The 11,653-nt window shown below is 40.1% G+C and carries 5 protein-coding genes; all 5 read left to right on the top strand.

Translation table 11 applies throughout. From position 1 onward, the window contains the following. Nucleotides 1-71 precede the first annotated feature (71 nt). The gene (locus tag VGT41_02180; protein ID HEV2601081.1) at nucleotides 72-1,283 is read left to right on the top strand and encodes a right-handed parallel beta-helix repeat-containing protein; all 1,212 of its coding nucleotides are present in this window, start codon (nucleotides 72-74) and stop codon (nucleotides 1,281-1,283) included. A gap of 193 nt (nucleotides 1,284-1,476) precedes the next feature. Then, entirely contained in the window at nucleotides 1,477-3,699 is a 2,223-nt protein-coding gene (locus VGT41_02175; GenBank protein ID HEV2601080.1) for a right-handed parallel beta-helix repeat-containing protein, read from the top strand. A gap of 178 nt (nucleotides 3,700-3,877) precedes the next feature. After that, entirely contained in the window at nucleotides 3,878-5,113 is a 1,236-nt protein-coding gene (locus VGT41_02170) for a right-handed parallel beta-helix repeat-containing protein (GenBank protein ID HEV2601079.1), read from the top strand. Between the two features lie 58 nt (nucleotides 5,114-5,171). Beyond that, the gene (locus VGT41_02165) at nucleotides 5,172-9,497 is read left to right on the top strand and encodes a right-handed parallel beta-helix repeat-containing protein (protein HEV2601078.1); all 4,326 of its coding nucleotides are present in this window, start codon (nucleotides 5,172-5,174) and stop codon (nucleotides 9,495-9,497) included. Nucleotides 9,498-9,658: 161 nt separating this feature from the next. Next, a complete protein-coding gene (metG, locus tag VGT41_02160; protein ID HEV2601077.1) occupies nucleotides 9,659-11,599 on the top strand; it encodes a methionine--tRNA ligase in 1,941 nt (646 codons plus the stop codon). The last annotated feature ends 54 nt before the right edge of the window (nucleotides 11,600-11,653 follow it).

Below are 11,653 nucleotides of genomic sequence, written 5' to 3'. Positions count from 1 at the left end.
ACAAGGGCTCGGTGTATATCCTCCTTGTTTTAAAGGACATCATATGAATTTTTATAAAGGGATGAATCAAGATGAATTATAAAAATATAGTCGGTCTATTAATGTTGATGCTTTCTCATGCAGTATATACAACTGGCACGGTGACGAATGAGGATGCTCTTCGCTCTGCAGCATCTACACGAATATCTGGGACTGCAATTCAAAATGCATTGTGTGAGATGCTCAGTACCCTTGAGGATATGAAACGTACAGATGATTTGTGTAAAGCGACTGTGATTACGCAAGCGCAAGTGCTATCGGAAAGTGGTATTTACTGTTTGGGGAATGATGTAACCGGTACTATCTTTATTGCAGGATCAGGGATCACACTGAACTTAAATGGATATACCATATTTGCGGGCTCTGATGGAATTGCTGTTTCAGATACTGCATCAGACGTGCGTATTAAAAATGGGTTTATACAAGGCACAAGTGTTGATAGATTGAGCGAAGATAGAGGGATTTTTATTAGTGGCGCTCGTGATGTTCGCATAGCAGATGTAACATGCCAAAATTGGGCAATTGGGATTTATTTTGTAGATGCCACTGCTGGCACCCTTGATCGTGTAGTATGTGATAGAAATAGGGTTGGTTTTTTATGTGAGCAGTCTCTAGGGCTTGTTATTCGCAATAGTGTGTTCAGTGACAACGTTCTCAGAGGCGCCCAGAGCAGCTCTTGTAGCTCTGTAGAATTTATTAATTGTTCGGCATTTCATTCAAGTGGAGCTGATTCAGAAGTGATCGGGTTTTCATCTAATGGTGCAACAATAGTGTACCGTGATTGTACGGCATTTAATTTAGGTTTAGGTTTTATTGTTGATTTTGGGCGAGGTGATTTTTTTAATTGCGTTTCAAATGGCAACATTATAGGGTTTGAAGTTGATGGAGATGCAGCAACGGTGAACAATTGTGTTGCACAAGACAATATTGGGAGCGGATTTTTTTCAGTTCCTGATCAAGGTGAAGTTGTTTTTCGTAATTGTTTGGCAAAAGGAAATGGTATTGGTTTTGGAGAAGTAGGCGCTATAACGGATGACATCAAAAATATGTATCTCAACTGTATTGCGTGCAATAATGGTACTAATTATTCTTCTAACATTATTGCTTCAAATCATGCTCCTGTTACTTCAGCAGCGAATGCTCGCGGATTTGATAATGTAGATTGTAGCAATATGACTCCAGATCTACTAGCAGCAGCGATTCAGTTGTTGGTTGGAACTGTTCCTACAGATTTTATACCATAATAGTTACACAACTGCTGTTATGTATTTTAGTTAGATTATCAAGTGCCCTTTGCGGATTGTAAAAAGCGCTGATTGGTATGGTTTTTAAGGTTGTAAGTGTTATGTATTGATTTCTTTAAAAAAGAATGAGTAGCTTGTATCACAGTTATTGTTAAAAGATATTATATGAATTTTTATAAAAGGATGAATAAGTATGAGTTATAAAAATATGGTGGGAATATTAGCTTTTGTGCTTTGTCATGCAGTATATGCAACTGGCACTGTGATTAATGAAGATGCTGTGCGTTCTGAAGCATCTTCACGAATATCTGCGGCTGCAATTCAAAATGCATTGTGTGAAATTTTAAGTACGCTTGAGGATCTGAAATGTCCAGATGATTTGTGTGAAGCGACTGTGATTACCGAAGCACAAATATTATCTGAAAGCGGTGTTTACTGCTTGGGCAATGATGTAACGGGTACCATCTTTATTGCAGGATCGAGTATCACCTTGAATTTGAATGGACATATAGTTTTGTCTGGTTCTGATGGAATTGCCGTTGCATCAACAGCGCGAGATGTACGTATTCGCAACGGGATGGTACGAGGAGCAAGCGGGGAGGATAGAGGTATTTTTGTGAATGGCGCTACGGATGTTCGTATCGAAGATGTAACGTGTGAAAATTGGGAAACTGGGATTTATGTTCTTGATAGCTTTACCGTTACCTGTGATCGCGTAATCTGTAGTGATAATAGGGTTGAAGGTGCAAAGTTTGAAAATAGTACTGGAGTTGTTGTCCGTGATAGTGCTTTTAATGGGAGTAATATAGTTGGAGCATCAGTATTAAGTGGCAGCGCAGTTGAATTTATTAATTGCTCGTCAACATCTGGAGTTTCTACAGATTGCTTAAGGCAACTGAATGTTGCAGGTATGTCAGCAATTGATTTTTTGAGAGCAGGGAAAGGCACCGCTCGAGCTTGTTCGGCTATGCAAATTGGCTTCCTGTGCTTCGAGTCAGCAGTAATCTATCGTGATTGCACATCATTTACTTCTATTTTTGGGTTTCTTTGCGACGTGGGACAGACTGATGCCTTTAATTGCGTTGCTGAAGGCAACATCATAGGATTTTCCCTTGGGGGAGATAGGCATTCTTTGACGAACTGTTTGGCAGAAAATAATGCTGAAGTTGGATTTCTGTCCGCGCCTGCTCAAGGTGAAGTTATTTTCCGTGATTGTATAGCAAAAGGTAATCTTGGAAATGGTTTCTTCGAGGATGAAGTGGCGCCATCCGATGCTGTAAGCAATATGTATTTAAATTGTGTTGCATGTAACAATGGTATTAACTATTCTCCTAATATTATAGCAGCCAATAATGCCCCAGTTACTACACCGACAGCAGCTCGTGGATTTGACAATATTGATTGTAGTTTGAGTGAGCCGGCAACATGTGCAGCAAAAATGGTTTCAGAACCACAAACACTGACAGAGCCAGGGATCTATTGTCTAACTAATGATATTTTTGGAACAATTACCATTGCAGGCAACGGTATAACATTAGATTTGAACGGATATACAATTCATAATCAACCACTAAGAGTTTCTTGTGGAAATGATGGTATTTGTATGACTCGTGTAGATGGAATACGTATTAAAAACGGACGTGTAGAAGGTCCGTATACTGATAATATTGGTATTAGTATAAGTACGTGCTCTAATGTGACGATAGAAGATGTTGTTTGCGAAGGTTGGAACGCAGGTATTCAAATAGTATCAGGCATTGCAATAACTATTGATCGAGTTTCTGCAAGTTTTAACAATCAAGGCGTATCGTGTAGCCTTGCTAATGTTATAATGCGCGATTCTATTTTTGATTATAACTTTAATGACGGCGTATATATGACAGACATTTCTCAAGTGGAGCTTGTACGGTGTACTGCAACAGGGGATCCAGGAAACAACGTGCCTACTGATGTAATCACGTTTGGTCGAAGTGGGTTCCATGTAGCAGGCTTTGAAGTGGAAACAGTGTTTCGCGACTGCTCGGCCTTCATTTATCCAATTGGGTTCCTTGTAGAATGCCCTGCTCGTGTTGATATGTATAATTGTGTAGCAGAAAATACGTTTGAGGGATTTGTATTAGATGGTGTTCGAGTATATGCACTCAATTGTGCAGCAAATAATAGTTTTGTTGGGTTCCTTATGCCAGCGCGTTGCGACGACGGTTTTGTTACACTAAGAAATTGTTATGCGTCGGGCAATAGGGATTTTGGATTTTTAGATGAAAGCATTCCAACCGATACCTCTGTTAATATGTACTTAAATTGTGTGGCATGTAAAAATGGGACTAATTATTCTAGCAATATTATTGCATCCAATAATGCTCCAGTTGCCTCTGCAGCAACTGCCACTGGATATTCTAACGTAACCTGTTCTTAGAGTTATCCCTGCAGATATTTTCTCATTTGGTGATATTCGGCGCGCCCTTTACAGATGTAAAGGGCGCTTTTTTTAATGTTTTTCATTATATGTTGCTTATTGTAAAAAATAAGCAGTAATTTGTTTTCAGTTGTCGTTGGAAAATATTGTATCAATTATTATCAAGGGAAGAAGGTATATGAATTATAAAAAAAATATGGCAGTAGCGTTGGGTTTATTATTTTCTTGCGCGGTCTATGCGACTGATACTGCAGCCAAGAAGGATGGTTCTTCTACTCGAGCATCTGGAGCGGTAATTCAAAGCGCGCTGTGTGAAATTTTAAGAAAAATTGATGCACTGAGTGCTTGTGATAATGCATGTAGCGCTACAGTAATTACAGAGTCACAAATATTATCTGAAAGTGGCACCTATTGTTTAGGCAATGATGTTAATGGCACAATTTTTATTGTGGGATCAGGGATTACATTGGATTTAAATGGACACACTGTATTTGCGGGTTCTGATGGCATTGCTGTTTCAGATACTGCATCCAGTGTGCGTATTAAAAATGGATATTTAAAAGGCAATGGTTTTGGTAAGGATACTGTTGCAGTAGATAGAGGTATTTTTGTAAATGGTGCGCGAGAAGTTCGCATAGAAGATGTAATGTGTGAAGGGTGGGATCTTGGCATTTATTGTACGAATGTATCTACACTTTTGCTTGATCATGTGATGACCAATAACAATCAAACGGCAGGATTATTCTGTGAAAACAGTTCGTCTGCTCTTGTTCGTGATAGCATCTTTAATAGAAGTGCTGTTGGTGCATTGGTCACCGATGGCAGTGTTGTCGAATTTGTTAATTGTCTGGCGGCAATTGATTCTCAAGAACATGATCAACTAAGAAACACAGTAATAACAGTGGGCGCTGGATTTTTATCTGACGGCGCATCTGTAGTCTATCGCGATTGCAAGGCGTCAGGTACCGATATTGGATTTTCTTTTATGCAAGTATCGGATATCCCATCGGACTCTCTTAGAAAAGGTAGTGTTTCCAACAACAGAGCAGATTTCTTTAATTGTGTCGCCGAAGACAATGTTACCGGGTTTGAATTACATGGAGATCTTGCAACTTTAACAAATTGTATTGCGCAGGGGAATAGCAAAGCCGGCTTTGCATCATATCCGGATCAAGGTTCCGTGATTTTTCGTAATTGTGTATCAAAAGATAATAGTGTCTTTGGGTTTACAGAAGGGGGCATGATAACAACTGATATCTCTGGGCCTGCTCTTAATATGTATCTAAATTGTGTTGCATGTAACAATTTGATTAATTATTCGGATAATATTATTGCTGCAAATAATGCACCTGTGCGATCAGCAGCGGATGCAAGCGGGTTTGATAATGTTGATTGTAGCGCTGAGCCTGTTTAAGATTAGAGATCGTTGTTGTTAGCTGTGTAGGATCCATTGTTATAGGAGACGAACAAAGATGAATTATAAAAATATATTGTTAATGTCTGTTGCATTACTTTCTCAGGCAGTATGTGTAGTAAGTGCCTCGGTTGAGCAAGATGTTGTACCTAATAAATTGTATGAACTGACTGGTTCACGAGGTCAATCATGGATTGAAGATGCGATTTGCCAGCTTACAAATAAAATTGATGAAATTAAATGCTGTGAAGATCTCTGCAAAGCAACCGTAATTACAAAAGCAGAAATATTAACAGAGAGCGGTATCTATTGTTTAGCAAATAATGTAACAGGAACTATTGTCATCGCCGGATCAAGCATTACATTAAACTTGAATGGGTATACAGTATCTGCGGGTTCAGATGGCATTGCGGTTGCGCCGGCCGCATCTGACGTGCGTATTCGCAATGGATTTGTGCGTGGATCTGGAGCAGATCGAGGTATTTTTGTTGATGGCGCGTCTGACGTTCGCATAGAAGATGTAACGTGTGAAAATTGGGAAAATGGTATTTATGTTCTTAATGGCTTTACCATTACCTGTGATCGCGTAGCATGTACGGGAAACTGTGACGTGGGATTAACAGTTGAAAATAGTGTAGGCATTATTGCTCGCGATAGTACATTCAATCAAAATCTAGCTGGAGCATTATCATTAAACGGTAGTATTGCTGAATTTATTAATTGCTCTGCGGTAGGTCAAATATCTACGGATGTTATGAGGCAACGAGAGATTGTTAATCAATTTAGCGTTGATCTTTTAAGAAAAAAAAATGTAATGCGTGCCTGTGTAGATGGTAGTGGGCAAGCGGGATTTGTTTGCGCTAATGCGGAATCATTATATCGGGATTGTTCAGCATTTAACTGTGTGGTTGGCTTTGCAAATGAAGGCGGTCAAGTTGATGCGTTTAATTCAGTAGCAGAAAGTAATGTTTTAGGGTTTCTACTGAATGGTGATAAAAGTACAGTGACTAACTGTATAGCGGAAAATAATGCGGTGGCTGGATTTGTATCAGATCCTGACCAAGGTGAGGTTGTTTTTCGTGACTGTGTGGCAAAAGCTAATGGAGAGCATGGTTTTTTTGAATACGACGCGACAGTAACTGATAATGTAAACAACATGTATTTAAACTGTGTGTCATGCAACAATGGTATTAATTATTCGGCTAATATTATAGCAGCCAACAATGCCCCAGTAACTACGTCAGCAGCAGCACGTGGATTTGCGAATGTTGATTGTAGCTTGGATGAGCCAGCAACATGTGCAGCTATTCCAGTTTCTGAAGCACAAACACTTTCGCTCAGCGGAACGTATTGCTTAACCAATGACGTAACAGGAACGATTGTCATCACGGGATCAAGTATTACATTAAACTTGAATGGATATGCAGTATTATCTGGCTCTGATGGTATTTCAATTGCATCTTCGGCATCTGACGTGCGCATTAAAAACGGATCTGTACGTGGATCTGGAGCAGATCGAGGTATTTTTGTTAATGGTGCAACGGATGTTCGCATAGAAGAGGTAACCTGTGACAATTGGACTATCGGTATTTATTCTCTAAATGCTGTTACCGTGATCTTGGATAATGTGAATTGTAACAACAATACTACATCTTTCCAATGCGACAGTACGGAGGGAGCTATTGCTCGTAACACTACTTTTAGCAATAATTCTACTGGTGCGTTGGTATCTGTTAATAGTACTGCTGAATTTATTAATTGTTCAGCGTATAAAGTTCTTGAACTGAGAGGCCAGGGCATTGATGATGCTTCGTTGGTAGGTGTAACGAGCAAAAAGGTTATTTCTGAAAATCGAGCTCAGCCCATACCTTCAGCAGGTTTTTATTGTAACTTTTCTTCAATGACGATATATCGTGATTGTAGCGCAACATTTTTTGATAGCGGATTTGTGAACGATCAGGGCAGTGCTTCTGAGCATTTTAATTCGGTTGCAACGTCTTGTGATATAGGTTTTGAGTTGCATGGTGATAAGGCAACTCTTACTAACTGTATTGCACGAGATAATAGCCAAGCGGGATATTCATCATTTCCAGATGTTGGGGAGGTTATTTTCCGTGACTGTGTGGCGAAGGATAATGCCGAGTATGGCTTCCTTGAGGAAGGTCCAATAAGTGAAAATGTGCACAACATGTATTTGAATTGCGTTGCATGCAATAATGGCACCAATTATTCTTCCAATATTATAGCAGCAAATAATGCCCCCGTTACTTCAGCAGCAGCAGCGCGTGGATTTGGGAGCGTTGATTGTAGCTTGGATGAGCCGGCAACGTGCGCAGCTATTCCAGTTTCTGAAGCACAAACACTTTCGCTCAGCGGAACGTATTGCTTAACCAATGACGTAACAGGAACGATTGTCATCACGGGATCAAGTATTACATTAAACTTGAATGGGTATGCAGTATTATCTGGCTCTGATGGTATTTCAATTGCATCTTCGGCATCTGACGTGCGCATTAAAAACGGATCTGTACGTGGATCTGGAGCAGACCGAGGTATTTTTATTGATGGTGCACCGAGTGTTCGCATAGAAGATGTAACGTGTGAAAATTGGGAGAATGGTATTTATTTTGCCAATGTTGTTACAGGGGTGCTTAATAATGTTATCAGTAATAACAATAGTAGTAGTGGCGTCTACTGTAATAACAGTGTAGGGATTGTTATCCGCAACAGTATTTTTAATGATAATCGGGATGCGGGAGTACTGGCAGATAATGGAAGTGCTGTTGAATGTATTGCATGTTCTGCAACGGCCCATATTGTGGATTGTCTCAGGCAGCAGCAGGTTGAAGATAGTTTGAAACAGCGAGCCCACATTACGTGCTTTTCTGGACAGGTAGGATTTGAAAGTCTGAACTCAACGATGGTGGCCCGTAGCTGTTCTGCATCTACGTTATCGTCTGGTTTTTTTAGCAGTCTTGGTCAAAATGATCTCGCGGACTGTTTTGCGCAAGGTTGCTTATTCGGGTTTACTATTGGTGGGGATACGAGCACGGTAACAAATTGCGTTGCTGAAAAGAGCTTGGATTCTGGGTTTTTAACATCGCAAGATGGTGGTGAGGCTGTTTTCCGTGAATGTGTTGCGAAAGACAATATTCTGTATGGCTTTCAAGATGCTATTGTTTTGACTACCGATCTTCCAGTGAACATGTATTTAAACTGTGTTGCGTGTAATAATGGTACCAACTATTCTTCCAACATTGTAGCAGCAAATAATGCCCCAGTTACCTCAGCAGCAGCCGCTCGTGGATTTGAGAACGTTGATTGTACCCTGGATGATCCTGCACCATGTTGCTCAGATATGTGTCCACCTACCACCCCTCCGTGCGCAGCTACTCCAGTTTCGGAAGCACAAACGCTTACATTGAGTGGGACATATTGTTTAACTAATAATGTGGCGGGACCAATTAATATAGCAGGGGACAGTATAACGTTAGATTTAAATGGATATACCGTTACTGGAGCGCCACTTAAAGGTGCTTGTGCAGCACCGGCCATTTCGGTTGAGTCAGGAGTACGTGATGTTCGTATTAAAAATGGGCTGGTATCAAATGCTCCTACAGGTATTTGTATTCTTAATGCAGACTTTGTGAGAATAGAAGATGTGACGTGCGTATCGTGCGATATTGGTATTGATATGGAAGTTGGTAGCAATATTGTTCTTGATCGTGTAATAAGCAGCCAAAATTCTACATATGGTTTAAAAAGTTCAGTGGTTACTGGACTAACGGTTAGAAATTCCTCGTTTGATAATGATGGAGTAGCAGGAGTATATGTAACTCAAAGTACAGGAAATGAATTTATCAGCTGTAGTGCCGTAGGAGGAGTAACAGGCACGGAAGATTCATCAGGATTTGATACTGTTTTCAGTACCGTAGTATTCCGTAACTGTTTTGCTTCAGGTTATACATTTGGGTTCCAGATAGAATGTGACAGTTTTGTAAATATCGATAACGGTATTGCAGAAGGTTGCGAGACAGGATTTTTATTATACGGACTTGATGTATACCTTACAAATTGTACCGCTAGAGATAACAACATTGGATTTTATGTGCCTGTAGAATGCGAAGAGAATGGTAGGATGACGTTGCGTGGTTGTTATGCAAGCGGGAACACCGGGGGCTTTATTGATGATACAGTAGTGCCTACTGATACAACTCTGAATATGTATTTAAATTGTGTTGCATGTCATAATAGCGTTAACTATTCAGCGAATATTATTGCATCAATGAATGCTCCAGTAAGTGCGGTTTCGGATGCTACTGGGTTCGGCAACGCGGACTGTAGTATCCCAGGTCTTCATATAATTAGAAAACAAGCCAGGTAATCCACCAGTTCGACTAGATTTTGGGCGATATGATAATAACGGCACGATGTTTTACATCCGTAAAACATCGTGCCGTTATTTGTTTGTCTGGAGCCCATTAGCATGGTATATTAATTTTTTTACCCTTACATTCACTATTGTAATTATGGAGACATGTCAGAATGACGAAACAAACTTTTTACGTTACCACCCCTATTTATTATGTAACAGCTCGTCCGCATCTTGGTTCATTATATTCAACATTATTAGCGGATGTTGCAGCTCGTTGGAACCGTTTGCACGGTAAACAGGTATTTTTCTTAACGGGCACAGATGAGCATGGGCAAAAGGTAGCGGATGCTGCGCGACAGGTTGGTAAAGCGCCGCAAGAGTTTGTAGATAGTTTTATTCCCGCATATAAACATGCGTGGGATGCGTATGAGCTTGAATATACAGAGTTTATTCGTACCACTGATAGTTATCACGTGAAAGCCGTTCAAGGATGGCTGCAGCGGCTCATTGATACGGGTGATGTATATAAAGGAGCATATACTGGATGGTACTGTACTCCGTGTGAAACATTTGTGACGGAAAAAGAAGATAATACACACCAGGCGGGGCAAGCGCCAAAGCATGCGCTGTGTGGTCGTCCAACTCATGCGGTTTCAGAACAAACATATTTTTTTAAATTGTCTGCATACCAAGATAAATTATTACAGTTTTATGCAGATAACCCAAATTTTATTGTGCCAAAAGAACGAGCTAATGAAGTTATTAATTTTGTTAAAGCTGGATTGCATGATTTTTCACTTTCACGTACTACGGTTTCATGGGGAATTCCGTTTCCGAATGATCCAACCCATGTGACCTATGTTTGGGCAGATGCGCTTAACAATTATATTACCGCTATTGGCTATGGTGATAAAAATAAATTAGAAATGTTTAAAAAATGGTGGCCGGCCGATGTACAGATTCTCGGTAAAGACATTGTTCGGTTTCATGCAATATATTGGCCTGCATTTTTGATGGCTTCCGGATTGCCATTACCAAAGCAATTATTGGTACATGGATGGATTAAAGTTGGTGATCAAAAGATGTCTAAATCACTGGGAAATGTGATTGATCCGCTGACATTGCTCGAAAAATATGGTGCTGAGCCCGTGCGTTATTATTTAATGCGTAAAATGGCGATTACCCACGACAGTTCATTCACTATTGAGGACTTGGAGCAGACAATTACGGCTGATTTGGCAAATGATTTGGGAAATTTACTTAATCGTATGGTAGCTCTCGCCCATAAACATGCGATTATTGAGTTGCCAGTGCAGGATGTTTGGTTTGATAAGGCCATGGACTTACGGGATGATTGTTTGAATTTGTTGCAAGATTTTAGCAGTTATATGGATGAGTATCTGTATCACCGTGCGCTTGCGCGGATCTGTGAATTTATTCATAAGGTGAATATGTTTTTCCATTCTCAAGAGCCGTGGAAGTTGGTGCACACCGATCGTCAAAAGTTTATACAAATTTTGAGTGCAGTTGCGCACAGTTTGAAAGCAATAGCAATTTTACTGTGGCCAGTAATGCCACATAAAATGGAGCAATTGTTGGGCAGTATTGGTGTTACTTTGAAATTGCAAAATGGTTCGATTGAACAGTTAGAGTTAGGGCAATGGCGGCAATCATTTATGTTACATAAAATAGATACACTGTTTCAAAAACATGAGCCAGTGGTACAAGAGGTAATTATGCAAAAAGAAGAAATACAAAAAAATGATGTGGTCAGTAATGATAATGGCTATATAGCCATTGATGATTTTGTAAAAGTTGATTTGCGCGTTGGCACTATTATCAAATCGGAGCCGGTTCCAGGTTCAACCAAGATGCTTGTTTCTCAAATTGATTTTGGACCGCTTGGTATGCGCCAAATCCTTTCTGGCATTGCGCAATGGTATGAACCAAGTCAGTTAATTGGTAAGCAAGGAGTGTTTGTGGTTAATTTAAAGCCGCGCATGATGCTTGGATTAGAATCACAAGGCATGATGCTTCTTGCAAAATCGGGTGACCAGCTCAAAATGGCAACCGTTGCAGAGCCTGTTGCTAATGGTTCGCGACTGGCGTAACAAGTGTAATTGTAAATGGTCGAGGGTTCTGGAGATTAATCTTCAGAACCCTCG

The organism is Candidatus Babeliales bacterium (assembly GCA_035944115.1).
GTDB lineage: Bacteria > Babelota > Babeliae > Babelales > Vermiphilaceae > DASZBJ01.
This window is presented reverse-complemented; position numbering and strand designations above follow the sequence as displayed.

What these genes read in the sequence shown, in the direction of transcription:
- metG (HEV2601077.1), top strand. Translation starts at nt 9,659, where the DNA reads ATGACGAAACAAACTTTTTACGTTACCACCCCTATTTATTATGTAACA.
- VGT41_02170 (HEV2601079.1), top strand. Translation starts at nt 3,878, where the DNA reads ATGAATTATAAAAAAAATATGGCAGTAGCGTTGGGTTTATTATTTTCT.
- VGT41_02180 (HEV2601081.1), top strand. Translation starts at nt 72, where the DNA reads ATGAATTATAAAAATATAGTCGGTCTATTAATGTTGATGCTTTCTCAT.
- VGT41_02165 (HEV2601078.1), top strand. Translation starts at nt 5,172, where the DNA reads ATGAATTATAAAAATATATTGTTAATGTCTGTTGCATTACTTTCTCAG.
- VGT41_02175 (HEV2601080.1), top strand. Translation starts at nt 1,477, where the DNA reads ATGAGTTATAAAAATATGGTGGGAATATTAGCTTTTGTGCTTTGTCAT.